25 protein-coding genes are annotated in these 24,630 nt (G+C 65.1%); 13 read left to right on the top strand and 12 right to left on the bottom strand.

The window, feature by feature from the left end:
• Positions 1-74 precede the first annotated feature (74 nt).
• A complete protein-coding gene (locus tag AB4Y43_RS37745) occupies positions 75-3,548 on the top strand; it encodes an error-prone DNA polymerase (protein ID WP_368730085.1) in 3,474 nt (1,157 codons plus the stop codon).
• Between the two features lie 4 nt (positions 3,549-3,552).
• Here AB4Y43_RS37745 and AB4Y43_RS37740 read toward each other — a convergent pair whose 3' ends face one another.
• Together AB4Y43_RS37740 and AB4Y43_RS37735 are read right to left on the bottom strand one after the other, a co-directional pair.
• Entirely contained in the window at positions 3,553-4,479 is a 927-nt protein-coding gene (locus AB4Y43_RS37740; RefSeq protein ID WP_368730084.1) for a dTDP-4-dehydrorhamnose reductase family protein, read from the bottom strand.
• A gap of 11 nt (positions 4,480-4,490) precedes the next feature.
• Positions 4,491-4,694, bottom strand: a complete 204-nt coding sequence (locus AB4Y43_RS37735) for a heavy-metal-associated domain-containing protein (RefSeq protein WP_069262524.1) — start codon at positions 4,692-4,694, stop codon at positions 4,491-4,493.
• A gap of 161 nt (positions 4,695-4,855) precedes the next feature.
• Here AB4Y43_RS37735 and cueR point away from each other — a divergent pair, with 161 nt between their 5' ends.
• The 3 genes from cueR (at position 4,856) to AB4Y43_RS37720 (ending at position 6,301) form a co-directional block, all read left to right on the top strand.
• Positions 4,856-5,281 (top strand): Cu(I)-responsive transcriptional regulator, encoded by a 426-nt coding sequence (cueR, locus tag AB4Y43_RS37730; protein WP_368682087.1) that lies wholly within the window; start codon positions 4,856-4,858, stop codon positions 5,279-5,281.
• Positions 5,282-5,578: 297 nt separating this feature from the next.
• A complete protein-coding gene (locus tag AB4Y43_RS37725; protein WP_083245111.1) occupies positions 5,579-5,728 on the top strand; it encodes a DUF3563 family protein in 150 nt (49 codons plus the stop codon).
• 183 nt (positions 5,729-5,911) lie between these two features.
• Positions 5,912-6,301, top strand: coding sequence for a hypothetical protein (locus tag AB4Y43_RS37720; RefSeq protein ID WP_176732837.1), 390 nt, complete (start codon positions 5,912-5,914; stop codon positions 6,299-6,301).
• Between the two features lie 29 nt (positions 6,302-6,330).
• Here AB4Y43_RS37720 and AB4Y43_RS37715 read toward each other — a convergent pair whose 3' ends face one another.
• A complete protein-coding gene (locus AB4Y43_RS37715; RefSeq protein WP_069262521.1) occupies positions 6,331-7,176 on the bottom strand; it encodes a 23S rRNA (adenine(2030)-N(6))-methyltransferase RlmJ in 846 nt (281 codons plus the stop codon).
• Positions 7,177-7,371: 195 nt separating this feature from the next.
• Positions 7,372-8,343 carry an aldo/keto reductase gene (locus AB4Y43_RS37710; RefSeq protein WP_069262923.1) on the bottom strand — a complete coding sequence of 324 codons (972 nt, stop codon included), beginning with the start codon at positions 8,341-8,343 and terminating at the stop codon, positions 7,372-7,374.
• A gap of 261 nt (positions 8,344-8,604) precedes the next feature.
• Between AB4Y43_RS37710 and AB4Y43_RS37705 the strand changes: the two genes are divergently transcribed.
• Positions 8,605-9,408, top strand: a complete 804-nt coding sequence (locus tag AB4Y43_RS37705) for a 3-hydroxybutyrate dehydrogenase (RefSeq protein ID WP_069262520.1) — start codon at positions 8,605-8,607, stop codon at positions 9,406-9,408.
• A gap of 29 nt (positions 9,409-9,437) precedes the next feature.
• The gene (locus tag AB4Y43_RS37700; RefSeq protein ID WP_069262519.1) at positions 9,438-10,718 is read left to right on the top strand and encodes a patatin-like phospholipase family protein; all 1,281 of its coding nucleotides are present in this window, start codon (positions 9,438-9,440) and stop codon (positions 10,716-10,718) included.
• A 124-nt stretch (positions 10,719-10,842) separates the two neighbouring features.
• Here the strand turns inward: AB4Y43_RS37700 and AB4Y43_RS37695 are convergent, their stop codons facing one another.
• On the bottom strand, positions 10,843-12,042 hold the full coding sequence (locus AB4Y43_RS37695) for an amino acid aminotransferase (RefSeq protein WP_069262518.1): 1,200 nt from the start codon (positions 12,040-12,042) through the stop codon (positions 10,843-10,845).
• 323 nt (positions 12,043-12,365) lie between these two features.
• Between AB4Y43_RS37695 and uvrB the strand changes: the two genes are divergently transcribed.
• The 6 genes from uvrB (at position 12,366) to AB4Y43_RS37665 (ending at position 18,637) form a co-directional block, all read left to right on the top strand.
• Positions 12,366-14,447, top strand: coding sequence for an excinuclease ABC subunit UvrB (gene uvrB, locus AB4Y43_RS37690; RefSeq protein WP_342945475.1), 2,082 nt, complete (start codon positions 12,366-12,368; stop codon positions 14,445-14,447).
• 319 nt (positions 14,448-14,766) lie between these two features.
• Positions 14,767-15,315 (top strand): iron transporter, encoded by a 549-nt coding sequence (locus AB4Y43_RS37685; RefSeq protein ID WP_342945476.1) that lies wholly within the window; start codon positions 14,767-14,769, stop codon positions 15,313-15,315.
• An 82-nt stretch (positions 15,316-15,397) separates the two neighbouring features.
• Entirely contained in the window at positions 15,398-15,751 is a 354-nt protein-coding gene (locus tag AB4Y43_RS37680) for a cupredoxin domain-containing protein (RefSeq protein ID WP_342945477.1), read from the top strand.
• A 66-nt stretch (positions 15,752-15,817) separates the two neighbouring features.
• Positions 15,818-16,663, top strand: a complete 846-nt coding sequence (locus AB4Y43_RS37675) for an FTR1 family protein (RefSeq protein WP_342945478.1) — start codon at positions 15,818-15,820, stop codon at positions 16,661-16,663.
• The gene (locus AB4Y43_RS37670; RefSeq protein ID WP_342945479.1) at positions 16,660-18,087 is read left to right on the top strand and encodes a 4Fe-4S binding protein; all 1,428 of its coding nucleotides are present in this window, start codon (positions 16,660-16,662) and stop codon (positions 18,085-18,087) included. The genes AB4Y43_RS37675 and AB4Y43_RS37670 overlap by 4 nt, the downstream gene beginning before the upstream one ends.
• A gap of 142 nt (positions 18,088-18,229) precedes the next feature.
• Positions 18,230-18,637 (top strand): heme-binding protein, encoded by a 408-nt coding sequence (locus AB4Y43_RS37665; RefSeq protein WP_342945480.1) that lies wholly within the window; start codon positions 18,230-18,232, stop codon positions 18,635-18,637.
• Between the two features lie 275 nt (positions 18,638-18,912).
• On the opposite strand, the gene hemP is transcribed toward AB4Y43_RS37665, so the two are convergent.
• From hemP to AB4Y43_RS37645, 4 genes are all read right to left on the bottom strand, one after another.
• Positions 18,913-19,173: a hemin uptake protein HemP gene (gene hemP, locus AB4Y43_RS37660; protein ID WP_069262511.1), complete on the bottom strand. Its 261-nt coding sequence runs from the start codon at positions 19,171-19,173 to the stop codon at positions 18,913-18,915.
• A 175-nt stretch (positions 19,174-19,348) separates the two neighbouring features.
• Positions 19,349-19,834 (bottom strand): SRPBCC family protein, encoded by a 486-nt coding sequence (locus AB4Y43_RS37655; protein ID WP_133183540.1) that lies wholly within the window; start codon positions 19,832-19,834, stop codon positions 19,349-19,351.
• A 38-nt stretch (positions 19,835-19,872) separates the two neighbouring features.
• Entirely contained in the window at positions 19,873-20,271 is a 399-nt protein-coding gene (locus AB4Y43_RS37650; RefSeq protein WP_069262510.1) for an OsmC family protein, read from the bottom strand.
• Between the two features lie 137 nt (positions 20,272-20,408).
• Complete coding sequence (locus AB4Y43_RS37645) at positions 20,409-21,290, bottom strand: pirin family protein (RefSeq protein WP_342945481.1); 882 nt, start codon at positions 21,288-21,290, stop codon at positions 20,409-20,411.
• A 121-nt stretch (positions 21,291-21,411) separates the two neighbouring features.
• Here AB4Y43_RS37645 and AB4Y43_RS37640 point away from each other — a divergent pair, with 121 nt between their 5' ends.
• A complete protein-coding gene (locus AB4Y43_RS37640; RefSeq protein WP_342945482.1) occupies positions 21,412-22,452 on the top strand; it encodes a LysR family transcriptional regulator in 1,041 nt (346 codons plus the stop codon).
• Between the two features lie 417 nt (positions 22,453-22,869).
• Here AB4Y43_RS37640 and AB4Y43_RS37635 read toward each other — a convergent pair whose 3' ends face one another.
• From AB4Y43_RS37635 to AB4Y43_RS37625, 3 genes are all read right to left on the bottom strand, one after another.
• The gene (locus tag AB4Y43_RS37635; protein ID WP_133183537.1) at positions 22,870-23,289 is read right to left on the bottom strand and encodes a biopolymer transporter ExbD; all 420 of its coding nucleotides are present in this window, start codon (positions 23,287-23,289) and stop codon (positions 22,870-22,872) included.
• Between the two features lie 18 nt (positions 23,290-23,307).
• Positions 23,308-24,054: a MotA/TolQ/ExbB proton channel family protein gene (locus AB4Y43_RS37630; protein ID WP_069262508.1), complete on the bottom strand. Its 747-nt coding sequence runs from the start codon at positions 24,052-24,054 to the stop codon at positions 23,308-23,310.
• A 47-nt stretch (positions 24,055-24,101) separates the two neighbouring features.
• The coding region (locus tag AB4Y43_RS37625) for an energy transducer TonB (protein ID WP_368730083.1) at positions 24,102-24,630 on the bottom strand (529 nt) is incomplete at its 5' end.

Below are 24,630 nucleotides of genomic sequence, written 5' to 3'. Positions count from 1 at the left end.
TCGACCTCCTTCTTGCCGATGCCCCATTTCTTGCCGGGCAGGGCGAAGCGTTCCCATTAACCAGGCCACGAACCATGGCAGCAGCAGCCCAGACCACTGCGCAGACCACCGCGCAACTCGCCGCGCAGCTGCCTGACTACGCCGAGCTGCACTGCCTGACCAATTTCACCTTCCTGCACGGCGCGTCGCGCCCGGGCGAGATGGTCGAGCAGGCGATCCGCCACGGCTACCGCGCGCTCGCGATCACCGACGAATGCTCGTTCGCGGGCGTCGTGCGCGCCTGGAGCGCGCTCAACGAATACGACGAGGCGCGCAAAAAGGCGTATGACGAAGCCGTGCGCGAGGCCCGCGAACGCGGCGGCCATGCCGCTGCCGCGGCGCTGGGCCCGTTCGAGCCGTCGCTGCACCTGCTGATCGGCAGCGAGCTGAATCTCGTCGACGAACATGGCGCCCCATTCTGCACGATCGTTGCGCTCGCAACGACACGCGAAGGCTACGGCAACCTCTGCGAGCTGATCACGCTGGCTCGCTCGCGGGCGGCAAAGGGCAGCTATCGCGTGCATCCCGCCGATTTCACCGAGCCCGAGCCGGGTTTCGAGCATCTGAAGCACTTGCGCGAGTGCGTGTTGCTGCTCGTGCCGCAACGCGCGGCCACGCTCGCGCAAACGCTGCGCGCCGCGCACTGGCTCGCGGGCTTCGCGGCCGAGCGCGCCTGGCTCGCGCTCGAACTCTGGCAGACCGGCGGCGACGACACGCAGATCGAAGTGCTGCGCCACGTCTCGCAGGAGAGCGGCCTGCCGCTCGTCGCGGCGGGCGGTGTGCTGATGCACGCCCGTTCGCGCAAGCCGTTGCAGGATACGCTGAGCGCGATCCGTATCGGCAAGCCGCTCGCTTCGTGCGGGCGCGCGCTGGAAGCGAATGCGGAGCGGCATCTGCGCTCGCGCGTGCGGCTTGGCGCGATTTATCCGCGCGAGGCGCTCGACGCGACGCTCGACGTCGCGCGCCGTTGCACGTTTTCGCTCGGCGAACTGGCCTACGAATATCCCGAGGAACTGGTGCCGCCCGGCGAGACGCCCCAGTCGTGGCTGCGCAAGCTCGTGATGAAGGGCGCACTGGAGCGCTGGCCAGACGGCCTGAACGACAAGCGCCGGGATCAGATCGAGCAGGAACTCGGGCTCATCGACGAGTTGAAGTACGAGAAGTACTTCCTCACGGTGCACGACATCGTCCGCTTCGCGCGCGATCAGAAGATCCTGTGCCAGGGGCGAGGCTCGGCGGCGAACTCGGTGGTTTGCTACTGCCTGAAGATCACGGAGATCGACCCCGTGCGCATGAACATGCTCGTGGCGCGTTTTCTCTCCCGCGCGCGCAACGAGCCGCCCGATATCGACGTCGACTTCGAGCATCAGCGCCGAGAAGAGGTCATTCAGTACATCTACCGCAAGTACGGCACGCGCCGCGCCGCGCTGGCCGCGACGCTCATCACCTATCGCTCGCGCAGCGCGTTGCGCGATGTCGGCAAGGCGCTCGGCCTCGACAATGCGCTCGTCGAAAAGCTCTCGGGCGCGCATCAGTGGTGGGACGGCCCCGATTCGATCGCGCGCCATCTGGAGGAAGCGGGCTTTTCGCCCGATTCGCACGTGACGCAGCAGCTCATCCGCCTCACACGCGAGCTGCGCGGTTTTCCACGCCATCTTTCGCAGCACGTGGGCGGTTTCGTGATCGCGCGCGACAAGCTCTCGCGCCTCGTGCCGATCGAAAACGCGGCGATGAAGGACCGCTACGTGATCGAGTGGGACAAGGACGATATCGACGCGCTGCGGCTGTTGAAAGTGGACGTGCTCGCGCTCGGCATGCTCTCGGCGATCCGGCGCTCGCTCGAATTCGTGGCGCTCAGGCGCGGGTTGCCCGAGATGCGCGTGCAGGACATTCCGGTCGAGGACCCGGCGGTGTACCGCATGTGCGCCAGGGCCGATACGGTCGGCGTGTTCCAGATCGAGTCGCGCGCGCAGCAGAGCATGTTGCCGCGTTTGCGGCCGCGCACGTACTACGACCTCGTGATCCAGGTGGCGATCGTGCGACCGGGGCCGATTCAGGGCGACATGGTGCATCCGTACCTCAAGCGCCGGCACGGCGACGAACCAGTGGAATATGCGAAGGAAGAATTGCGCCCGGTGCTCGAACGCACGCTCGGCGTGCCGATCTTCCAGGAGCAGGTGATGCATCTCGCGATGGTCGCCGCGGACTACACCGGCGAGGAAGCCGACAAGCTGCGCCGCGCAATGGCCGCATGGCGGCGCGATGGAGATCTGCGGCCGTATCAGGCCGATCTCACGAAGCGCATGCTCAAGAAGGGCTACTCGCCGGAATTCGCCGAGCGCATCTGCAAGCAGATCGAGGGTTTCGGCGACTACGGCTTTCCGGAAAGCCATGCGGCGAGTTTCGCGCTGCTCGTCTACACGAGTTCGTGGCTCAAGCGTTACGAGCCCGCCGCATTTCTGGCAGGACTGCTGAATAGTCAGCCGCTCGGTTTCTATTCGCCTTCCCAGCTCGTGCAGGATGCGAAGCGTCATGGCGTGCCGGTGTTTGCGCCCGATATCGCGTTGAGCGACTGGGCGTCGGTGCTGGAGCGGCGCGACGCACCCGGTGAGCGGCTCGATGACGAGGCGGTTCGCGCGCGCACCGCCGAGGGGCTGCGTTATCGCGCGCTGCTGGGTGCGGCCGTGCTGACGCGCAGGGGCACGCTCAAGCGCGGCGGCCGGCGGCACAGGTTCATGGACGGCCTCAAGCGCGTCGTGCACTTGCGCATTGCGCTTGCGCCGCAGCGCTATGGACGCGGCGGGCCGGCCGTGCGCCTCGGCTTCAGTCTCATCAAGGGCTTTTCCGAAGATGCCGCGCGGCGTGTGATTGAGGCGCGCGAGCGCGCACCGTTCGCCGACGTCGACGATCTCGCGCGCCGCGCGGCGCTCACGCGACGCGAGCTGGAGGCGCTGGCGGCGTCGAACGCGCTCGAGAGCATCGCGGGCCACCGGCGCGAGGCATGGTGGGCCGTGACCGCGCAGCACGCGGTGCCTGCGCTTTTGCGCGACGCGCCCGTTGCCGAGGCGCCGCTCGCGCTGCCGCGCGCTTCTGAAGGTGCGGAAATCGTCGCCGATTACGCGAGCCTGCGTCTCACGCTCAATCGCCATCCGCTCGAACTGCTGCGCCACGGCCTCGCGAAGCAGCGTTTTCGCACGGCGGAGCAACTGGCGCACTGCCGGCACGGCATGCTCGCGCGCGTGTGCGGGATCGTGACGGTGCGGCAGCGGCCGGGCACGGCAAACGGCACGATCTTCGTATCGCTCGAGGACGAGACCGGCAGCGTCAACGTGATCGTGCACGCGTCGCTCGTCGAGTTGCAGCGCAAGGAACTGCTAGGGTCTTCGCTGCTGGCGGTGGCGGGCGTGGTGCAGCGCGAGGGCGAGGTCGTGCACCTCGTGGCGCACCGGCTGGAGGACCACAGCCGGCTGCTCGGGCGGCTCGCCACAGAGAGCCGCAATTTTCACTGAATTTTCACTGGCGCGCGGCCGGCGCGCCGTCTCTCATGAAAGCGTCGAGCACGGCGCGAATCGCCACGTCGAACGGCGTGCGGCGGCCCATCCTCAGCGTCTCGAGGCGGCTCGAATCGAGATGACAGTCGCGCGGGCGCGGCGTGGCGTCGGTGGGCGTAGGCTGTGCGAGCAGACGCGCCTCTACGCCAAGCGCCTGCGCGATCCGTTGGGCGATGTCGTACTTCGTCAGCGGCTCGTCGCCGGACCACTGCGCGACCCCGCGCACCGCGTTGCCGTCTGCGCAGCGCAGCAACAGTTCGCGGATCACGAACGCCACGTCGGGCGTGAAAGTGGGGTAGCGCGTGGCCCACGCGTCCATCGGCGCCGCCTGCGCCCCGGTCTCTCCCGAAGCGACGATGGCCGGCACGAGGCTCGTGACCGCGGATTCGTGCCAGCCGACGATCGGCCCGTACAGCAACGGCAGGCGCAGCACGAGGGCGTTGTCGCTGGTTTCGAGCAAGGCCCGTTCGCCTTCGAGCTTGCTGTGGCCGTAGGCGTTGAGCGGATTCGGCGTGTCGTCGACGCGGTAGGGCGGCTCGGTGCCGTCGAAGACGTAGTCGGTGGAGATCGAGAGCACCCACGCGCCGCGCTGCCGCGCCGCCGCGGCGACGCTGCGCACCGCATCGACATTGAGCGCGCGCGCCGCTGCCGGATCGTGCTCGCACACGTCGGGGCGGCGCTCGGCAGCGGCCAGCACGATCGCGTCGGGCGCCTCGCGCTCGACGAACGCGTTCACGGCCTGCGTATCGCGCACATCGAGCACAGTCTGTTGCGGGCCGCCGTGACGGAACGCGGTCGGCACGACTTGCCAGGCGGTATCGGCGGCGAGTTCGCGCACCACGGCGCGCCCAAGCAGGCCAGACGCGCCGATCACGGCAACCTTGAACATGGCCCGGACCGTCAGCTGGCCGTACCGACGACGGTGTAGCCGGCTTCGTCGATCGCCGTTTTCAGGACTTCGGCGCTCTGGCTCGATTCGACCTTCACGCGGCCGGCGGCCAGATCGATCTCGACCCGGGCTTGCGCGTCGTGTTCGTGGATCGCGCGCGTGACGGCGCCTACGCAGTGCTGGCAGCTCATGCCTTCGACGTTGAACTGAATCATCGTGTGTTCCTTTTTCAGAGATTGAGGCTTGTCCTACTCGATATAAGGCCGCTGGCGGATTATGCCAGCGGGGACTGGATGCCGCGCTGGACCTTCCCATCGTGGGAAGGTGTACGATCAGTGCATTGATCAAACGATCGACCAGACAGCGGGAGAACGGCGTGAACATCGGTGAAGCGGCGCGTGAATCGGGCGTTACGGCAAAAATGATCCGGTACTACGAAAGTGTCGGGCTGCTCGCGCCCAAAGGGCGTACGGAGTCCGGCTACCGCGTCTATGGCGCGGAGGAGGTGCATTCGCTGCGCTTCATCCGCCAGGCGCGCCGGCTCGGCTTTCTGGTAGAGGACATCCGGCGCCTGCTGGCGCTCTGGCACGACCGCTCCCGCGCGAGCGCCGAGGTCAAATCGATCGCGCTCGAACATGTCGCGGAACTCGACCAGCGCATCGCCGAACTCTCCCAGATGCGCGACACGCTCGCCCACCTGGCTTCGCACTGCCAGGGCAACGACCGGCCCGACTGCCCGATCATCGAACGGCTTGCCGATGCCGCGACTACAGAGTGCCACGAGCCCGGCCACGTGCACTGAGCGCAGGTGCAACCGCGGCGGGCAAATTGACGCAACCACATGGGCTGTTTGCACCGTATTGGTGCGATGTAACGTGGTTGCCGTCAAGTCTCCGCGGATTCGCTGAAAAATGTGTCGATAGAACATGATGTTGCCGATTCGCACTTAGGGGCCATTCCAAAATGGAATGCACAGTATTCGGGCAATTCACTGGCAAAGTTCGGTGCAACCGTTACAATACGGGTTATCCCTGATGAGGGTTATCCCTGATGCGAATTCACCGGGGATCGCCGAACCGAATCCTTGGAGCACACCGTCATGTTTGCATTCCTTCTTGAAAAGCTGAGCAACTGGTTTGAAACTGCCGAACGTCGTCGCCGCGAAGCGTATCTCGCCTCGTCGGCCGATATCGTCCAGCTCGAGCAGCGCCTTCGTTCGATCGAAACGAACGGCTACAACTCGCTGTAAGCCAGCTTTGACCGGGCTTCAGTCCGGTTGAAGCAGCACGATCTCAAGCCCCGCATTGGCGGGGCTTTGTCATTTCTGCACCGCCGATGGAACCGAGTCTGAGCCTTCCCACCGGGGTAAGGTAAAGTCTTTTTGCGACAAGCCGTCATAGCAATGGTGTCGCTTTCTCTCCGGGGGCCGTTCATGGTGCTAGACCGCATTTCCCACCGCATGCCTGTGTTGCCGCGCCGCGCGTTGCGTCGTTTTTCTGTTGCGCGTGCGGGCCTGATCGTCGTCGTGATGGCGTGCGCCAGCGTCGGTGCGCATGCCGGGCAGCCGCTCATTCTGGATACACAAAGAGGGATCAGCGACGGCCAACCGGGGCTCGTGCTGCAAAACGCGCCGCTCTCGCACGAGCCGATGGTTCAGGCGACGCAACCGGCGGGTCTCGCGCCGGATTCTTCGCAGCCGTATGTCGTCGCGCCGTATGTGGAAGTGCAGCAGGGCGGCGGGAGGCCGACACCGCCGCGGCCGCCGCGCCCCCCTCATCGCCCAAACCCGCCGCTTCCCCAGCCGCTACCGTCCGGGCAGTGACGCCGTTCAGGCGGGTTTGAGTCCGTGGCCTAGTCGCCGCGCGACTCGATCCTGAATTGCGCGCCGGCGTCCTGGCCGAGATTTTTCACGAGCCACGGGAGCGCCTCTTTCATCGCCGCTTCGAGCGTGTACGGCGGGTTCAGGATGAACATGCCGCTGCCGTAGAGGCCGAAGCCGTCTTCGGGCGGGTTGCTCACCGAAAGCGTGAGGTGCAGCCAGTTCTTGTTCTGCAGGCGCTTGAGTTGCTCCGGGAAGCGCTGCGATTCGGGACGGGTGACCTGCGGATACCAGACCGCATAGGTGCCGTTCGCGAAGCGTTTGAGACTTTCCTCGACGCACGTCAGCGTGCGCGCGTAGTCGCGCTTGTCTTCGAAAGACGGGTCGATCAGCACGAGCGCCCGGCGCGGCGGCGGGGGCAGGAGCGCCTTGATGCCGTCGAAGCCGTCGCCTGCGTAGATCATCACGCGGCGGCCCGCGTCGTGGAAGCGGTGGCGCAGCACGTCGATTTCCGTGCTGTGCAATTCGAACAGCCGCATGCGGTCCTGCTCGCGCATGAGGCGCCACGCGAGATAGGGCGAGCCGGGATAGAAGCGCAACTCACCGTCGGGGTTCAGCGCCGCCACTTCGTCGACGTAGTCCGAGAGCGCCGCAGGCAGGTCGTTGCGGCCCCACAGCTTGCCGACGCCCGTGTCGAACTCGGCGTTCTTCGTCGCGTAGCCTTCGCGCAATGCATAGGCGCCGGCGCCCGCGTGAGTGTCGATGTACCAGTACGCCTTGTCCTTCTTGCCGAGGTAATGCAGCAGTTGCACGACAACGGCGTGTTTCAGGACATCGGCATGATTGCCGGCGTGGAAGGCGTGACGGTAGCTCAGCATGATGGACGGGACACGAGGTCCGGTGAATACGGGGAAGACGGCAGCGGCGGCGCGATGACTGCGCCGCCCGCGAGGCCGCGTATTGTACGCCACCGCAAGACGCGGCCCGCGGTACGCCGTCCGTCCGGCTATGCCCGCGCGCGAATCCGCCCCGCGGTGTCGGGTGCGCCGCGCCTCGCGGGTACGCGCTCCACGTCAGTCGTAAGCGTCGCCGACGATCGCCTCGATCTGCGCCTTGACGTCCGGCGTGATCTTTTCCGCCACGTCGCGCGCCTTCATGTTTTCGCCGATCTGCTCGATGCGCGAGGCCCCGGTGATGACCGTGCTCACGTGCGGATTCTTCAGGATCCACGCGAGCGCCAGTTGCCCCACCGAGCAGTCGAGTTGTTTCGCGAACTCGGCGAGCTTGCCGACGATCTCGTTCTTGTCGGGGTCGGTGACGTTCTTGCGCAGCCAGTCGTAGCCCTGCAGTTCCGCGCGGCTGCCCGTCGGCACGCCGCCGCGGTACTTGCCGGTGAGCAGACCCGAGGCGAGCGGGCTCCACGTGGTGAGGCCGAGGCCGATGTCTTCGTAGAGCCGGCGGTATTCGTCTTCCACGCGCGTGCGGTGAAACAGGTTGTATTGCGGCTGCTCCATGACCGGCTTGTGCAGGTGATGGCGCTCCGCGATCTCCCACGCGGCGCGGATTTCGTCGGCGCTCCACTCCGAGGTGCCCCAGTAGAGCGCCTTGCCGCGCGTGATCATGTCGCTCATTGCCCAGACGGTTTCCTCGACCGGCGTGTTCGGGTCGGGGCGGTGGCAGAACACGAGATCGACGTACTCGAGCTGCAGCCGCTCGAGCGAGCCGTCGATGGCGTTCATGAGGTACTTGCGGTTGAGCGTGTGGTACTGGTTGGGCGCTTCGTTCAAGCCCCAGTAGAACTTGGTCGAGACCACATAGCTCACGCGCGGCCACGCGAGTTCCTTGAGCGCCTGGCCCATGAGCGCTTCCGACTTGCCGCCGGCGTAGGCCTCGGCATTGTCGAAGAAGTTGATGCCGGCGTCGCGCGCCGCCGCGAGCGATTCGCGCGCGAGCCTGGCGTCGACCTGGTTGCCGTAGGTGACCCACGAGCCGATGGACAGTTCGCTTACCTGCAGGCCTGAGCGGCCCAGTCGCCGATAGTTCATGAACGCCTCCTTGTGAGCCGATAAAGCTAGCACGACTTGGCCGTCGCTGCTGAACGGCTTGCGCCGTGCGCGCCGCGCCTTGCAGTGCGGCGAAAATCCTTTTGCCTGTCCTGCTCGATGCTTCGACGAGGCGCCTTCATGCACAATAGCCTCGTTGGCCGCGACGCAACATCCGGCCGGATGGCATAAGCCATTCGTCAGGTTTGACGGCGCGCGCTCCGAGGTTTCATCCTGTCCCGTTCACTCACCTGGAGGTGCCCGATGTCGTCTCTCTCTCTGAACACGAAACTCGATGGCAAGGTCGCCGTCGTTACCGGCGCGGCCAGCGGCATTGGCAAGCAGATCGCGCTCACGCTCTCGCAGGCGGGCGCCGCGGTCGCCATCGCCGACCTGAACCAGAGCGGCGCGGATGCCGTGGCCGAGGAGATCAAGGGCGCAGGCGGCAAGGCCATCGGCGTCGCCATGGACGTCACGAGTGAAGAGGCCGTGAATCAGGGCATCGACCGCGTCGCGGCCGAACTCGGACCGGTCGACATCCTTATCTCGAACGCCGGCATCCAGATCGTGAACCCGATCGAAAACTACGCGTTCTCCGACTGGAAGAAGATGCAGGCCATCCACGTGGACGGCGCGTTCCTCACCACCAAGGCGGTGCTCAAGCACATGTACAAGGACGACCGCGGCGGCGTCGTGATCTACATGGGTTCGGTGCACTCGCACGAAGCGTCGCCGCTCAAGTCGGCCTATGTCGCGGCCAAGCACGCGCTGCTCGGCCTTGCGCGCGTGCTCGCCAAGGAAGGCGGCAAGCACAACGTGCGCTCGCATGTGGTGTGTCCGGGCTTCGTGCGCACGCCGCTCGTGGAAAAGCAGATTCCGGAGCAGGCGAAGGAACTCGGCATCTCGGAGGAAGAAGTGGTCAAGCGCGTGATGCTCGGCGGCACGGTGGACGGCATCTTCACGACCGTCGAAGACGTCGCGCAAACCGTGCTGTTCCTCTCGGCGTTCCCGAGCGCTGCGTTTACCGGCCAGTCTTTCGTGGTGAGCCACGGCTGGTTCATGCAATAACGCAGGCATCGGGCCGAGGAGGCGCGGCAATGGCGCAACGCAAGAAGGGGCAGGTCCAGTCGAGCGCAGTCGACGACGAGGTCGGCGCGCATACCGGCGCGCGTGTCGGGAACGCACCGCAGGGGAACGCACCGCAGCCGCATGTTTCGAACTGCGGCGCGCAAGCGAAAGAATGGGAAACCATCGCGCTCACGCTGCAGGGGGGCGGTGCGCTCGGCGCGTATCAGGCCGGCGTGTACGAAGGGCTCGTCGAGGCCGGCATCGCGCCGAACTGGATCGCGGGTATCTCGATCGGCGCGCTCAATACCGCCGTCATCGCGGGCAATGCGCCCGAACATCGCGTGGCGCGGCTGCGCGAGTTCTGGGAGACGATCTGCCAGCCCGCCTTCAGCTTCCCGCTGCCGCCCTTCGTCGAGCATGCGCTCTTCAATGCAAACGCCGCCGTGCGCAAGACCTTCACGGCGATGCAGGCGGCAGGCGCGATCGTGGAGGGGCAGAAGGGCTTTTTCGTGCCGCGCTTCCCGCCGCCGCTGCCCAACGGATCGGGTTCGCCCGAAACGGCCAGCTACTACGACACGAAGCCGCTCAAGGCCACGCTGGAACGCTTGTGCGATTTCGAGCGCATCAATTCGGGCGAAACGCGCGTGTCAGTGGGCGCGGTCAACGTGGGCAGCGGCAACTTCGTCTACTTCGACAACAAGACCACGACCTTGCGTCCCGAGCATTTCATCGCCTCGGGCGCGCTGCCGCCGGGCTTCGCGGCGGTGGAGATCGACGGCGAGTATTACTGGGACGGCGGCCTGATGTCGAACACGCCGCTCTATGAGGTGATCCAGACCACGCCGCGGCGCGACACGCTCGCGTTCCAGGTCGATCTCTGGAGCGCGCGCGGGCCGGTGCCCGACAACCTCATCGACGTGCAGGGGCGCGTGAAGGACATTCAGTATTCGAGCCGCACGCGCCTCGTGACCGATATCCTGCAGCGCTCGCAGCGTTACCGGCATGTGTTGCGCGAGGTTCTCGACCGCGTCGCGCCCGAGCATCGCAATGACCCGTGGGTCGCGCTGGCGGACGAGCTTTCGTGCTCGAAGAAGTACAACGTGATCCACCTCATCTACCGGCAGAAGGAATACGAGGGGCACTTCAAGGACTACCAGTTCGGCCTCTCGACCATGCATGAGCACTGGGCTAGCGGCTTGCAGGACATCCGCGCCTCGCTCGCGCAGCCGGACTGGCTCGACAAGCCGGACAACGACTCGGGCTTCGTCACGCACGATATCCATCGCGATTCGCGAGGCCACGGCGGCTGATACTTGCCGGCGGGTTTTCCGCAGTCTTCACCAAAGAAAAAGGCGTCCGTTCGAAAGAACGGACGCCTTTTTTTATCGCGCCGGCAAGCCGCTGCGCAGCGGCCTGTCTTGCTGGCGAACGCGCTTACTTCAGCACTTGTGCGACTGCGCTCGCCACGACGTCGAGATTGCGCGTGTTCAGCGCGGCCACGCAGATGCGGCCCGTGCTCACGGCATAGATGCCGAACTCTTCGCGCAGGCGGTCGACTTGGGCAGCGGTCAGGCCCGAGTACGAGAACATGCCGCGCTGCACGTTGATGAAGTTGAAGTCGCGGTCCACGCCGGCGGCCGTGAGTCGCTCGACGAGGCCCGTGCGCATCGCGCGGATGCGGTTGCGCATTTCGCCGAGTTCCGCTTCCCACATGGCGCGCAGGTCGGCCGAGCCGAGCACGGCTGCGACCACCGAGCCGCCGTGCGTCGGCGGGTTCGAGTAGTTCGTGCGGATCACGCGCTTGAGTTGCGAGAGCACGCGCGCCGACTCTTCCTTGCTGGTGGTGAGGATCGACAGCGCGCCCACGCGCTCGCCGTACAGCGAGAACGACTTCGAGAACGACGACGAGACGAACACGTTGAGTTCCGAAGCGGCAAAGAGGCGCACGACTTCGCCGTCTTCCGCGATGCCGTCGCCGAAGCCTTGATAGGCGATGTCGAGGAACGGCACGAGGCCTCGGGCCTTCACGACCTCGATGACCTGCTTCCATTGGTCGATCGTGAGGTCCACGCCGGTCGGGTTGTGGCAGCACGCGTGCAGCACGACGACGGTGCCGGCGGCGTAGCCGTTCAGCGCGCTCAGCATGCCTTCGAAGTTCACGCCGTTGGTCAGCGCGTCGTAGTACGGATACGCGACGACTTCAAAACCCGCGCTTTCGAAGAGGGCGCGGTGGTTTTCCCAGCTCGGGTCGCTGATCGCGACCTTGGCGCTCGGGTTCACGCGCTTGAGGAAGTCCGCGCCGATCTTGAGTGCGCCCGTGCCGCCCAGCGCCTGCGCCGTGACGACGCGGCCCGCGGCGATCAGCGGCGAGTCGTCGCCGAGCAGCAGCTTTTGCACCGCGGCGTCGTAGGCGCCGAGGCCTTCGATCGGCAGATAGCCGCGCGGCAGACCGGCTTCCACGCGGGCCTTTTCTGCTTCGCGCACCGCGCGCAGCAGCGGAATCTTGCCTTCCTCGTTGGTGTACACGCCCACGCCGAGATTCACCTTGGTCGCGCGCGCATCGGCGTTATAGGCTTCGTTCAGACCCAGGATCGGGTCGCGGGGGGCGAGTTCGACAGCGGAAAAGAGGGACATGATCGTTCGGCTAGAGTGAAGGAAGATCGGTTGGGCCGCATGCTGCACCGGCCACGGAACTCGCTATTGTAACGAATCCTCAAGCGGGATTTCCGCGGATTTGCCATTCTCCGCGCCGTTTTGAGGGCTATTTCCGGCACGATTGGCCGATTTCTGGCGCACGCTCGCTGACGTTCACCGTCGCTGCGACGCGCGGCCCTTGCAGCGCCGCCGTTACGCCCCATCTATGGCTCCAGCCCACCTCGTCTCGCCCCAGGCTCGCCCCTCGGCAAGAGGCGGCGAGACGCTAGAATAGTTGTTTGCTCCGCGCACAGGATGCCCCCATGTCCGACCACACCGTCGCCGACGCGCCCGCGCTCGACGAGTCGAAATTCGTCCACTACGAAGGCTCGCCGTTCCAGCTCTACCAGCCGTACCCGCCGGCCGGCGACCAGCCTACGGCCATCGAAACGCTCGTGGAAGGCGTGGAAGACGGCCTCTCGTTCCAGACGCTGCTCGGCGTGACGGGCTCGGGCAAGACCTACACAATGGCGAACACCATCGCGCGCCTCGGCCGCCCGGCCATCGTGTTCGCGCCGAACAAGACGCTCGCCGCGCAGCTCTACGCCGAATTCCGCGAGTTCTTTCCGCGCAACGCCGTCGAGTACTTCGTCTCGTACTACGACTACTACCAGCCGGAAGCCTATGTGCCGCAGCGCGATCTCTTCATCGAGAAGGATTCGTCGATCAACGAGCACATCGAGCAGATGCGGCTTTCGGCCACCAAGAGCCTCATGGAGCGGCGCGACGTGGTGATCGTCGCGACGGTATCGGCGATCTACGGTATCGGCAATCCGTCCGAATACCACCAGATGATTCTCACGCTGCGCCACGGCGACAAGCTCGGCCAGCGCGACGTCATCGCCCGCCTGATCGCCATGCAATACACGCGCAACGAGCAGGACTTCCAGCGCGGCACCTTCCGCGTGCGCGGCGATACCATCGACATCTTCCCGGCGGAGCACGCCGAAATGGCCGTGCGCGTGGAGCTGTTCGACGACGAAGTGGAAACGCTGCAGCTCTTCGATCCGCTCACGGGCCGCGTGCGCCAGAAGATTCCGCGCTTTACGGTGTACCCGTCGTCGCACTACGTCACGCCGCGCGAGACCGTGCTGCGCGCTGTCGAAACCATCAAGTCGGAATTGCGCGAGCGCCTCGAGTTCTTCCACACGGAAGGCAAGCTCGTGGAGGCGCAGCGCCTCGAGCAGCGCACGCGCTTCGATCTGGAAATGCTTCAGGAGCTGGGCTTCTGCAAGGGCATCGAGAACTACTCGCGGCACTTCTCGGGCGCGCTGCCCGGCGAGCCGCCGCCCACGCTCGTCGATTACCTGCCGACCGACGCCATGATGTTTCTCGACGAGTCGCACGTGCTGATCGGCCAGTTCAACGGTATGTACAACGGCGACCGCGCGCGCAAGGAGAATCTCGTCGATTACGGCTTCCGGCTGCCTTCGGCGCTCGATAACCGGCCGCTCAAGTTCAACGAGTTCGAGCGCAAGATGCGCCAGGTGGTATTCGTCTCGGCCACGCCGGCCGACTACGAGAAGAAAGTGACGGGGCAGATCGCCGAGCAGGTCGTGCGGCCCACGGGCCTCGTCGACCCGGTGATCGAAGTGCGGCCCGCATCGACGCAGGTCGACGACGTGCTCGGCGAGATCAACGAGCGCGTGGCCGCGGGCGAGCGCGTGCTGGTGACCACGCTCACCAAGCGCATGGCCGAGCAGCTCACGGAGTTCCTCGCCGACCACGGCGTAAAGGTGCGCTATCTGCACAGCGACATCGACACGGTCGAGCGCGTGGAGATCATCCGCGACCTGCGTCTGGGCACGTTCGACGTGCTCGTGGGCATCAACCTGCTGCGCGAGGGCCTCGACATTCCCGAGGTCTCGCTCGTGGCGATTCTCGACGCCGACAAGGAAGGCTTCCTGCGCGCCGAGCGCTCGCTCATCCAGACGATCGGCCGTGCCGCGCGTAACGTGAACGGCAAGGCGATCCTCTACGGCGACCGCATCACGGATTCGATGCGCCGTGCCATCGACGAAACCGAGCGCCGCCGCGCCAAGCAGATGCACTTCAACGAAGAGCACGGCATCGTGCCGCGCGGCGTCGTGAAGCGCATCAAGGACATCATCGACGGCGTCTACAACGTCGATGAAGCCCGCGCCGAACTGCGCGAGGAGCAGGAGCGCGCGAAGTTCGAGGACATGTCCGAGAAGCAGATCGCGAAGGAAATCAAGAAGCTCGAAAAGCAGATGATGGACTACGCGAAGAACCTCGAATTCGAGAAGGCCGCACAGACGCGCGACCAGCTCGCCGTGCTGCGCCGGCGCGTGTTCGGGGCGGACGTGGGCGATCATCCGATCTGATGGGCGTCGAGCGGGCTATCCCCTCGGGCGGGCAGGGCGGCATGGGCGCCACCCTGCGCCTGTCTCGCCCCCAAGTATTCCTTCGATTGCCTTTCGTGTATTCCCGGCCCGGGAACCCCGCTGTAAGGCGCCCTAAGCCTGTGTTAACCAGGCGCTGCTAAAACCCTGTTCCACTGAGGCTTTTCCTGGCGCCGAATTTGTCCCTCATCTGCATCGGTGTTAAACTTCGCCATTATTGAGAATTGTTCGCATTAACTTTCTTATGTGCATGCGGCAGGCTCAGTGGGAAGTCACCCTCATATAAAAAACAGGAGTTTCGATGCGGATTCACACTCTCGTGCGCGGCACTGCCGTCATTGCGGCCGCCACGGCGGCATTGGCTGCCAATGCGGCTGAATACCCGATCGGCAAGCAGGCCATCCAGGGCGGCATGGAAATCGGCGCGGTCTATCTGCAGCCGATCACGATGGAGCCCGAAGGCATGATGCGCAAGGCATCGGATTCCGATATTCACCTCGAATCGGATATCCACGCGGTCAAGAACAACCCGACCGGTTTCGCGGAAGGCGACTGGATGCCGTATCTGCAGGTTCACTACGAACTGACGAAGCCGGGTTCGAGCTATGTGCAAAAGGGCGACCTGATGCCGATGGTCGCGAACGACGGCCCGCATTATGGCGACAACGTGAAGCTGGCCGGTCCCGGCAAGTACCACCTCAAGCTGATCGTGGATGCGCCGATGCAGACGGGCCACATGGCGTTCGGCCGTCACGTCGACAAGGAAACGGGCGTGGGCCCGTGGTTCAAGCCCATCACGCTGGAATACGATTTCCCGTTCGCGGGCATCGGCAAGAAGGGCGGCTACTAAGCCGTCGCGAAGCAGCTCGGGCGGCGGCGCGCATCGCGTGCAGCGCCGCCGCATGAATGGCAGCAAGGAGCAGGTAAAACCAATGACTGGAATGCGGAAGTTTGCGGCGCTCGCACTCAGCGCGTCGTTTGCGGTGTCGCTGGCGGGCGTGGCTACGACGGCGCACGCCGAAGATCTGCCCACGTTCAAGCTCGAAATGGCCGACGGCAAGCTCAACCCCGCGCGCATCGAAGTGCCGGCGGGCAAGCGCATCAAGATCGAGGTGCGCAATATGGGCAAGGGCGCAGCGGAGTTCGAGAGCGTTCAGCTGCGCAAGGAAAAAGTCCTGGCGCCGGGCGCGGACTCCTTCGTCGTGATCGCGCCGCTCGATCCGGGCGAGTACAAGTTTTTCGACGATTTCCATCAGCAGGCGCAGGGCGTGATCGTCGCCAAATGAGCGTCGCCAAATGGGCATTGAGAAGTCAGGCCGCCGGCGCGTATCGCCGGTAGCGGGAGGTGTTGAATGGGTCAGGTGATGTTCATCGTATGGCGGGAGAGCGTCGAGGCGCTGCTCGTCGTCGGGATTCTTTATGCGTGGCTGAAAAACGGCGACGCGGATGCGCGGCGCGGCGTGCCGTACCTGTGGGGCGGCGTGGCGCTCGGCATTCTTGCCGCCATCGGCCTCGGCGCGGCGCTGGTCGGCTTTACCGAAGTGCTGTCGGGCGATGCGCAGGACTACTTCCAGACCGGCATGGTGCTGGTGGCGTGCGTGCTGATCGTGCAAATGGTGCTGTGGATGAAGCAGCACGGCCGCACGCTCAAACGCGAGATGGAAGAGTCGCTGGAAAAGAGCACGCAGGACGCGAACTGGTGGGGCATAACGATTCTCGTCACGCTTGCCATCGCGCGTGAGGGCAGCGAGACGGTGATCTTTCTCTACGGCCTCGGCTTCGGCCAGTCGGGCCATGTGGACGCGAGTCAGTACCTCGCGGTGCTGATCGGCCTCGCGCTCGCGTTCCTCACGTTCTATCTCCTGCAGCTGGGCGGCAAGATCTTCTCGTGGCGGCACTTCTTCCGCATCACCGAGATCATGCTGCTGTTCCTCGGCGCGGGCCTGTTCCAGACCGGCGTGGACAAGCTGATCGACAAGGAAATCCTGCCGACCATCGTCGACCAGGTGTGGAACTCCTCGGCGATCCTCGACGACTCGAGCACCTTCGGCTCGCTCGTCGCGACGCTTACGGGCTACCGCGCGCATCCGGCGCTCATGAACCTGATCGCCTATGCCGTGTACTGGCTCGTGGTGTGGTTCCTCGTGCGGCGCGCCAGCGGCCGCGCGGGTGCGGTTGCGAAGAGGAAGGCAGCATGAGTTGTGCATCCGCTCGCCCGACGCAGGCAACGGGTCGCCCAGGCAAGCTCGCCCAGGCGGGCCAGTGGATGCAACGTAACGGCGCGGCGATCCGCGCCGTGCAGTGGGTCGTCGTCGCTGTCTACGCATTCCTGATTCTCGTGCCGGCGGCGATGCCGCTGCCCGGCGACACGGCGCACCTGTGGAACAACTTCACGCTCGCAGCGCAGTTTGTGTTCTGGGGCATCTGGTGGCCGTTCGTGCTGCTCTCGATGGTGATGCTCGGCCGCGTGTGGTGCGGCGTGCTGTGCCCCGAAGGCGCGCTCACCGAGTTCGCGAGCAAGTTCGGCCGCGGCCGCGCCATCCCGCACTGGATGCGCTGGGGCGGCTGGCCTTTCGTGGCCTTCGGTCTCACCACGATCTACGGACAGATGGTGAGCGTCTACCAGTACCCCAAGGCGGTGTTGCTGGTGCTGGGCGGATCGACGCTCGGCGCGATGGTGATCGGCTTTCTGTACGGGCGCGAAAAGCGCGTGTGGTGCAAGTATCTCTGCCCCGTGAACGGGGTTTTCGCGCTTCTGGCGCGCCTCGCGCCGTTTCGCTACAAGGTCGACGAAGACGCCTGGCGCAACTCCTACACGCACGGCGAGCACGGCGGGCATCGCGTGATTCCCGTGAACTGCGCGCCGCTCGTGCCGCTGCGCAACATGAAAGGCGCGGCGCAGTGCCACATGTGTGGCCGCTGCAGTGGCCATCGCGACGCCATCGCGCTCTCGTGGCGATCGCCGGCGCAAGAGGTGGTCGAACTCGGCGACAGCCAGGCCAGCGGGTGGGACACGGCGCTGATTCTCTACGGCCTGCTCGGCGTGGCGATCGGCGCGTTCCACTGGACCGGCTCGCCGTGGTTCATCGGCATCAAGCAGTGGCTCGCGGGCTGGCTCATCGACCGCGACATCACCTGGCCGCTCGATACCAACGCGCCGTGGTTCCTGCTCACGCATTACCCCGCGCAGAACGACGTCTTCTCGTGGCTCGACGGCGCGATGATCGTCGCTTATATCGTTGCGACGGGGCTCGTCTATGGCACCGTGCTGCTCGCGATCCTCGCGGGCTCGACTGCCGTGCTCGGGCGTTTCGAGATGCGCCGTCTGCATCACTTCGCACAGTCGCTGATCCCGCTGGCGGGGGCCGGCGTGTTCCTCGGCCTGTCCGCCACGACGCTCTCGCTGCTGCGCGCGGAGCACGTGCCGCTCGACTGGGCCGCCGAGGTGCGCATTGCGATTCTGGTCATCACGAACCTCTGGAGCGCGTGGCTCGCGTGGCGCGTGACAGGGCGCTACAGCTCGCGGTTCTGGCAGCGCGCGCTCGCGCTCGCGGGCTTTGCGCTCGCGCTCGCCGTGGTGGACAGCGCCTGGTGGCTCATGTTCTGGGGCTGGGTGCGCTGAGCCTGTTTCGACGCTTCTTCATCTGCCGCTGATATAGGCGACATACGAAGGATCAGCGCGTCGCGGCACAAGTCTGGGTGTTACTCTCAAAACCGGGTTGGCGATTTCGCCAAATCCGGTTTTTGACTTTTCGGAGAGACGCATGCGAACGCGAGCAGTACTGACCGATGAAGACGTGATCCGGGTAGCCGAGGCAGCCGTCGCGCACGCCCGTTCGAATGAATGGCACGTGACGATCGCCATCGTCGACGATGGCGGCCATCTGCTGCATTTGCGCCGCCTCGACGGCGCAGCGCCCATCAGCGCGGAGATCGCCGTGGCCAAGGCGCGCACCGCGTCGCTGGGCCGCCGCGAGAGCAAGGTGTACGAGGACGTGATCAAGCAGGGCCGCACGGCGTTCCTGAGTGCGCCGCTCACGGGCATGCTGGAAGGCGGCGTACCCGTGAGCGTGAACGGCGATGTGATTGGCGCGGTCGGGGTCTCGGGCGTGAAGTCCGACCAGGACGCCGCCATCGCGCGCGCGGGCATCGCGGCGCTGAAGGTGGAGTAAGCAATCCTTTGCCGCGCCGGGCGGCGCCGGAAAAAACAAAAGCCGCGGACGGATGCCGCGGCTTTTGTCCCGGGCGGCTCACGCTTCGCGCGCCGCCCCGATCTGGTATGAGAACAAAAAAATGGCGTGGCTTGCTTCGACGGCTGGCTGAAGCTTGAAGGATGTCTGCACGAAGGGGTCTAGATCTCGCGTGCAAGCCGTCGTTGCTGGCTAATGCCCCAACGCCTCTCGGTGGAGGCGGTCCCCACAATACCCGGTTGAAAACTGCGTAAAGCCTATTTCGTCAGGATCAGCTTGCCGAGCCGGGTGGCCCGCAGCTGATACGTTTCGCCGTTGTGCATGATGCTCACGTGGCTGCGGCCTTGCAGCAGCGCCGCGCTATCCAGTTTCCTCTCGTCGCTTGCCGCAGCTGCCGCCGGCTCGGCGCCCTTGCGCGGCTGGGGCTGTGTGACGGCAGGCCTGGGCCGCGCGCTGGTCAATGCCGAGCTGCCGTTGCGGCGCAAGCTAAGCGTGGAGGTGCGGTTCAGTTCGGTCATGAACGTGACGTCTTTGTCTCGATTCGATGGATGAATTCTAAATGATAATAGTTCGTATTTGCAACTACGAGATATTCATCGAAATCGAATGCCGATAGCCTGAGCCGAAGCGCGCTGTAGCGTGAATCGGCGCTTGCCGCGCCGCGCAGGGCGGTAGGGCAAGCGCCAGGGGGCTTCAGTGCAGCGCGTTTGGCGCGCTGCCGTCGCCCTGCACGAACTGGCGGATGAGACGCACGGTGTCGATGTCCGACTCGCGATAGGCCGACTTCACGATCTCGGAGGTTTGCCGGTCATCCTCGGTATCGGCGGTCGGCAGCGTCGTGCGGTACTCGAAGCGCAGAAAGAGCTGTAGCGGATCGGGCTGCTCGATCGTCATCGTGAGCGAGCCGCCCACGTACTCGGCGGTTGCCATGATGTCGTAGCGCACGCTCTCGTTGGGCGTGAGCGTGACGCGATCGCGTACCGTGGCGTGGCCATAGTGCAACTCACGCTCCATCGTGCTCTCGGTGCGCGAGAGGATCGTGCAGCTGTCGAGCCCGATCACGAAGAGCTGCGGCTGCTCGGCGCGCAGCACGAGTCCTTCCCAGAGCTGCTCGCGCGTCATGGCCTCGACGAGCGGGTTCAGCGGATCGTTGATCTGGATGAGGTGTTCGAAATTCAAGGCGTCGCCTTCCTGTGTCTGTGTCCGCGCGCCGTCGCTCAAGCGACGGCGAGACCCGTGCGGATCGTGATCGTATTCGTGAGGACCTTGTGGACCGGGCAGGCGTTGGCGATCTGCAGCAGGCGCTCGCGCTGCTCGTCGGTGAGCGCGCCTTCGAGCACGATCTGGCGATCGATCTTCGTGCCTTCGCTGCCGGTTTCCATCGCGAGCTTCACACGTACGCCTTCGAGCGGCCACTCCTTGCGCTGCGCGTACATCTTCAGCGTGATGGAGGTGCAGGCGCCAAGGCTCGAGAGCAAGAGCGAGAAGGGCGACGGTCCGCGGTCGCCGCCGCCGAGCGAGGCGGGTTCGTCGGCGATCCAGGTGTGGGTGCCGTCGTCGAACTGGACCTGATAGTTCGTCGAGCCAATGTGTGCGGTGACTGCGGGTTCGGCCATGCGCTCCTCGCGGGCGGGACGGTTAAAGAGGGACGGGCGCGCAACCTGCGAGGCGCGCCCCAGGAACCTTATTGTGACGGAAACCGGGCCGCCCTGTAGCGATGCTTCGGAAACCCCCGTCTCCGCGCAACCCGGTTTCAGTGAGCGATGCGCCCCATGCGCCCGGCCTGATAGTCGAGCACGGCCTGGCGGATCTCCTGCTCCGTGTTCATCACGAACGGGCCGTAGCGCACGACCGGCTCGTTCAGCGGCACGCCGCCGATCAACAGAACGCTGAGCGGCGCGCTCGCGTCGGCCGGGGCGGCGAGCGTGACGGTGTCGCCGTCGCTCGCGAAGCTCACCATCTGCTGGGCATCGATCGCTTGCGCATCGGGCCCGTACAGACCCGTGCCCGAAAGACCGTACGCAAACACGCGATAGTCGCTCGGCACCGGCTGCTCCACGCGCGCGCCGGGCGCGAGCGTGAAGTGCTGGTAGAGGATGGGTGTGCGCGTTTCGATCGCGGCCTTCACGCCCAGCGCTTCGCCGGCGATCACTTTCACCGAGACCTTGCCGTCCTTCGAGCGGCCCACCGGAATCTGCTCGGTGGGCAGCTCCTGGTAGCGCGGCGCCATCAACTTGTCGCGCGCGGGCAGATTCACCCACAGCTGCAGGCCATGCATGCGGCCGCCCGTACGCGTGAATTCGGGGTCGGGCATCTCGCTGTGGATCACGCCTGCGCCGGCCGTCATCCATTGCACGTCGCCGGGGCGCAGCGTGCCCGAATGGCCCGCCGAGTCCTTGTGGCCGAAGCGGCCTTCGACCATATAGGTGACGGTCTCGAAGCCGCGGTGCGGATGGTCGGGCGCGCCCTTGGCCTCGCCGGGCGCGTAATCGACGGGGCCCATTTCGTCGAGCAGCAGGAACGGATCGAAGTCCATCAGCTGGCGGGTCGGAAACGGCCGATGGACGATGAATCCGCCACCCTCGGTGGTGCGAACCGCGGGATACACGCGTTCGATCGTACGGGTCATGGTCATGGATATCACCTCGAATTGTGGGAATTGCGTTATATGCGAAACAAACCGCTATTATAGGTAGCCAATTTGGCCTGTTTTACGGCCTCATCGCAATGGATTGTCCCATCGCTGGAACGACGACATGAAAATCGATTCGCATAATCTCAACGATCTGATGTACTTTTCGCAGGTGATCGAGCATGGCGGCTTTTCCGCTGCCGAACGCGTGCTCGGCATCTCGAAGTCGCGTCTGTCGAGGCGGGTGAGCGAACTCGAGGCCTCGCTCGGCGTGCGCCTGCTGCAGCGCTCCACGCGCAAGCTCGCGCTCACTGAAGCGGGCGAACTCTTCTACCAGCATTGCCGCTCGATGCTCGCCGAAGCGCAGGCCGCGGTGAACGTCGTTCAGTCGCTGCGGTCGTCGCCGCGCGGCACGGTGCGCGTGAGCGTGCCCGTCACGCTTTCGCAAACGATCTTTTCGCAGGTCATTCCGGAATTCATGCATCGCTACCCCGAAGTGCGGGTAGTGATGCGCGTGACGAACCGCGTGATCGACCTGTTCGAAGACTCCGTGGATATTGCGCTGCGCGTGCGCTCGGAGCCGCCGCAGAACGCCAATATCGTGGTGCGTCCGCTGTGGCGCACCGAGCAGATGCTGGTGGGCGCGCCGAGCCTGCTCGCGCAGAACGCGCCGCCGCTCACGCCGGAAGACCTCGCGCGCTTCGAAACACTCGACACGCCCACGGGCGACGGCCGCCACGTGTTTCAGCTCATCGCACCCGATGGCACGCGCCACTCGCACGAACACGAGCCGCGCCTCATCACCGCGGACCTCACGACGATCCGTGAAGCGGCGCTCGAAGGCCTCGGCATCGCGGCATTGCCGGAGATGATGTACGGCGCCGCGCTGCGCTCGGGCAAGCTTTCACCGGTGATGCCGGGCTGGACGCTGCCGGTGCCGCAGCTCTATGCGGTATTTCTCTCGCGCCAGGGCATGGTTCCGGCCGTGCGTGCCTTCGTCGATTACCTCGTCGAAGTGCTCGATGCCGATAAGGGCTTGCAGCAGGAATGTCCGCTGAAAAGCGACATCGCCGCGCTCGCGCCGAAAGCGCAAGGGCAGAATGCACCCGCCGGGCAGGTTGGGCTCTCGCGCACAAAGAGCGCGAGCAAGATCGAAACTGCATGAAGCTTTGCGAACGTGCAGGCACGTGCGCTTGTATGAAACTTGAGTTTTCAGGCAGTGCATTTGTGCGCAACGTATAGCGCCATTTGTTTTTAGGCATTCAAGCGTGAGCGGCCATCGCTACTTTCAATGGCCTGGCTCTTGAAGGTGCGAAGCGAGAGGAATATATTGAAGTCCTTCTCGCCAAGCACCGGTCTTGAGCGGGAATTGATGGCCGCTATCATAGTGGGCCTTCAGGGCCGAAAGCGCAGTCCGTGTTGCCCACGGCAGTCGCATGTGCCGGCGTGAACCGATCGATTGTCGGGGAGTCGCCGCCACCGCCCGAATGCGCCGCGTGCGCACGAAAAAAGGCCTTCATCTGACGATGAAGGCCTTTTACTTTGTACCGCTCAATTTTGCGCGTTGCGTGCAGTGACGCGATCAGTGATGCGCAGGGTCGGTGACGAAGCCGAGCTTCGTGAGGCCGCCGCTTTGCGCGGCAGACATCACTTGGGCCACGCGTTCGTATTGCACCTTGCGGTCCGCGTTCAGATGCAGTTCCGGTTGCGGCGTGGTTTGCGCCGCGGCTGCGATCTTCTGGTTCAGCGCCGCGTCGTCGACCTGCGTGCCGTCCCACAGCACAGTACCGTCCGCTTCGATCGAGATATTGATCTGCGCGGGCTTCGTGTCTTCCTTCTGGCTGCTCGCATGCGGCAGGTCGATCTTCACGGCGTGACGGATTACCGGAATCGTCACCATGAAAACGATCAGGAGAACCAACATGACGTCGACGAGCGGCGTCATGTTGATTTCGTTCATCAGGCCATCGTCGTCGTCGCTGGCAAAGGGGCTCATCGCCATGATACTTGCCTCCGCTCTTTAGTGGCTGCGCGCAGCGACACGCAGGTTGCTCGTGTTGCCTTCCTTCGCGCCGCCGCGTGCGGTCGAGGTGAGGCGCGCGCCCGTCACGAAGAAGGCATGCAGGCCGTGCGCGAAGCGGTTGAGCTTCGTGACGATCGCCTTGTTGGCGCGGGTGAGGGCGTTGTAGCCGAGCACGGCGGGAATCGCGACAAAGAGGCCGAAGGCGGTCATGATGAGCGCTTCGCCAACGGGACCCGCCACGGCGTCGATCGAGGTTTGACCCGTTGCACCGATCGTAAGCAGTGCGTGATAGATGCCCCACACCGTGCCGAACAGGCCGACGAACGGCGCCGTGCTGCCGATCGAGGCGAGAATGGCGAGCCCGCTTTGCATCTTCGCGACCGACTCGTCCATCGTGTCCTTGAGGCACCGCGTGACCCAGTCCGACACGTCCATGCGGTCGTGCAGATGCGGCTGGGTCTGGTGATGGTGGTCGGCGGCTTCCTGGCCCGACAGCGCAAGTGCGAGGAACGGGTTGTCTTCGCGCGAGCCGCTGCCGAGCTTCTTCACGCCGTCGGCGAGATCGTCCGAATGCCAGAACTGCTGCTCGGCGTTCTTCGTGAGGCGTTTCAGGCGCGCGACATTCCAGCCTTTCACGACGATCACGCACCACGACAGCACGGACATGATCAACAGCGCGAGCGCGATGCCGCGTGTCACGAAATCCCCTTGCGCCCAGACGTGGGCGATACCGTAGTTCTGCATTCCTGATCCTCTTTATTCAATTCATGAAAGCGTGTGACTTCAGCCCGTCAATTGTTCAGGCTGAACTCGAATGGTTGCGTGTAGGCCGCGCGGACGGCTTCGCCGTTTTCCAGGTAAGGCTTGCACGAGCTTTGGCGCATCGCGTCGAGCGCGGCGTCGTCGAGGCGGGTGGAGCCGCTCGACTTCTTCAGCTCGATGTTCTCGATCTTGCCCGTGAGTCCCACGACGAAGTGCACGAATGCCGTGCCGGTTTCGCCGCGCCGGCGCGAGAGCGTCGGATAGTCGGGCTGCACGATGCGGCAGTCGAGGTGCGAGACGTTCTTCGGCGCCGAGAGCGCCATGGTCGGCTTGGCGTCGGTGGCCGCCGCGGCTTGCGGTGCCGGTGCGGGCGGCGTGGGAGCCGGCGGCGTGGGTGCCGTGGGCGCGGTCGATTCGATCGCGTGCTGCGAGGGCGTTTCGGCCACGGGCAGCGGTGTTGGCTTGGGCTTGGGCTGAACTTTCGGCTTCTCGCGCGTCACGTGCGGGACCGGCTTGGGCGGAGGCGGCGTGGGCGTGGACTGAATCGCAGCGGGGGCG

The sequence above is a fragment of the Paraburkholderia sp. BR10872 genome (assembly GCF_040965835.1).
Taxonomy (GTDB): Bacteria; Pseudomonadota; Gammaproteobacteria; order Burkholderiales; family Burkholderiaceae; genus Paraburkholderia; species Paraburkholderia nodosa_A.
The sequence above is the reverse complement of the archived record's forward strand: the minus strand, read 5'-3'. Positions and strand labels throughout refer to the sequence as shown.

Excerpts from the sequence above, each read along its gene's own strand:
- AB4Y43_RS37745 (WP_368730085.1), top strand. The coding sequence starts at position 75 with ATGGCAGCAGCAGCCCAGACCACTGCGCAGACCACCGCGCAACTCGCC.
- AB4Y43_RS37740 (WP_368730084.1), bottom strand. The coding sequence starts at position 4,479 with ATGTTCAAGGTTGCCGTGATCGGCGCGTCTGGCCTGCTTGGGCGCGCC.
- AB4Y43_RS37735 (WP_069262524.1), bottom strand. The coding sequence starts at position 4,694 with ATGATTCAGTTCAACGTCGAAGGCATGAGCTGCCAGCACTGCGTAGGC.
- AB4Y43_RS37725 (WP_083245111.1), top strand. The coding sequence starts at position 5,579 with ATGTTTGCATTCCTTCTTGAAAAGCTGAGCAACTGGTTTGAAACTGCC.
- AB4Y43_RS37720 (WP_176732837.1), top strand. The coding sequence starts at position 5,912 with ATGGTGCTAGACCGCATTTCCCACCGCATGCCTGTGTTGCCGCGCCGC.
- AB4Y43_RS37715 (WP_069262521.1), bottom strand. The coding sequence starts at position 7,176 with ATGCTGAGCTACCGTCACGCCTTCCACGCCGGCAATCATGCCGATGTC.
- AB4Y43_RS37710 (WP_069262923.1), bottom strand. The coding sequence starts at position 8,343 with ATGAACTATCGGCGACTGGGCCGCTCAGGCCTGCAGGTAAGCGAACTG.
- AB4Y43_RS37705 (WP_069262520.1), top strand. The coding sequence starts at position 8,605 with ATGTCGTCTCTCTCTCTGAACACGAAACTCGATGGCAAGGTCGCCGTC.
- AB4Y43_RS37700 (WP_069262519.1), top strand. The coding sequence starts at position 9,438 with ATGGCGCAACGCAAGAAGGGGCAGGTCCAGTCGAGCGCAGTCGACGAC.
- AB4Y43_RS37695 (WP_069262518.1), bottom strand. The coding sequence starts at position 12,042 with ATGTCCCTCTTTTCCGCTGTCGAACTCGCCCCCCGCGACCCGATCCTG.
- uvrB (WP_342945475.1), top strand. The coding sequence starts at position 12,366 with ATGTCCGACCACACCGTCGCCGACGCGCCCGCGCTCGACGAGTCGAAA.
- AB4Y43_RS37685 (WP_342945476.1), top strand. The coding sequence starts at position 14,767 with ATGCGGATTCACACTCTCGTGCGCGGCACTGCCGTCATTGCGGCCGCC.
- AB4Y43_RS37680 (WP_342945477.1), top strand. The coding sequence starts at position 15,398 with ATGACTGGAATGCGGAAGTTTGCGGCGCTCGCACTCAGCGCGTCGTTT.
- AB4Y43_RS37675 (WP_342945478.1), top strand. The coding sequence starts at position 15,818 with ATGGGTCAGGTGATGTTCATCGTATGGCGGGAGAGCGTCGAGGCGCTG.
- AB4Y43_RS37670 (WP_342945479.1), top strand. The coding sequence starts at position 16,660 with ATGAGTTGTGCATCCGCTCGCCCGACGCAGGCAACGGGTCGCCCAGGC.
- AB4Y43_RS37665 (WP_342945480.1), top strand. The coding sequence starts at position 18,230 with ATGCGAACGCGAGCAGTACTGACCGATGAAGACGTGATCCGGGTAGCC.
- hemP (WP_069262511.1), bottom strand. The coding sequence starts at position 19,173 with ATGACCGAACTGAACCGCACCTCCACGCTTAGCTTGCGCCGCAACGGC.
- AB4Y43_RS37650 (WP_069262510.1), bottom strand. The coding sequence starts at position 20,271 with ATGGCCGAACCCGCAGTCACCGCACACATTGGCTCGACGAACTATCAG.
- AB4Y43_RS37645 (WP_342945481.1), bottom strand. The coding sequence starts at position 21,290 with ATGACCATGACCCGTACGATCGAACGCGTGTATCCCGCGGTTCGCACC.
- AB4Y43_RS37640 (WP_342945482.1), top strand. The coding sequence starts at position 21,412 with ATGAAAATCGATTCGCATAATCTCAACGATCTGATGTACTTTTCGCAG.
- AB4Y43_RS37635 (WP_133183537.1), bottom strand. The coding sequence starts at position 23,289 with ATGGCGATGAGCCCCTTTGCCAGCGACGACGACGATGGCCTGATGAAC.
- AB4Y43_RS37630 (WP_069262508.1), bottom strand. The coding sequence starts at position 24,054 with ATGCAGAACTACGGTATCGCCCACGTCTGGGCGCAAGGGGATTTCGTG.